Genomic DNA, 557 nt, shown 5'->3' on the forward strand with positions numbered 1-557 from the left:
TGTGACTTCATCAATATCCGCCGAAATCACCGGTTCGTCATCAGTACCCGTGATGGTAATCGTCACTGTAGTGTCACTGCCATCGGACAGCGTCACGGTAAACTCACGGACTTCTTTCTGGCCGGCCGTTAATGCATCGACTGTGGCGTTATCCGCCAGTGTGAACGTCCAATTGCCCTCAGCGTCAACGGTGAACTCACCGTACGCATCGCTAATGGTGTTTTCTTCAAACGCTAAATTAGGATTGTCTGCATCCGTCGCCGTCAACGTGCCGCTGACAGGCGTCACATCACCTTCCGTGACTTCATCAGTATCCGCCGAAATCACCGGTTCGTCATCGGTACCGGTAATGGTAATGGTGACGGTGGTGTCACTGCCATCGGACAGCGTCACGGTAAACTCACGGACTTCTTTCTGGCCGGTCGTTAATGCATCGACTGTGGCGTTATCCGCCAGTGTGAACGTCCAATTGCCATTGGCGTCAACGGTGAACTCACCGTACGCATCGCTAATGGTGTTTTCTTCAAACGCTAAATTAGGATTGTCTGCATCCGTCG

General features: G+C 52.2%; 1 protein-coding gene. It reads right to left on the reverse strand.

Annotated features, from left to right (window positions below; genetic code table 11):
* A partial coding sequence (locus ST37_RS20125) for a VCBS domain-containing protein (protein WP_197687472.1) occupies nucleotides 1-557 on the reverse strand: 557 nt, incomplete at both ends.

Origin of the sequence: Vibrio sp. qd031 (assembly GCF_002100145.1) — a bacterium.
Lineage (GTDB): Bacteria > Pseudomonadota > Gammaproteobacteria > Enterobacterales > Vibrionaceae > Vibrio.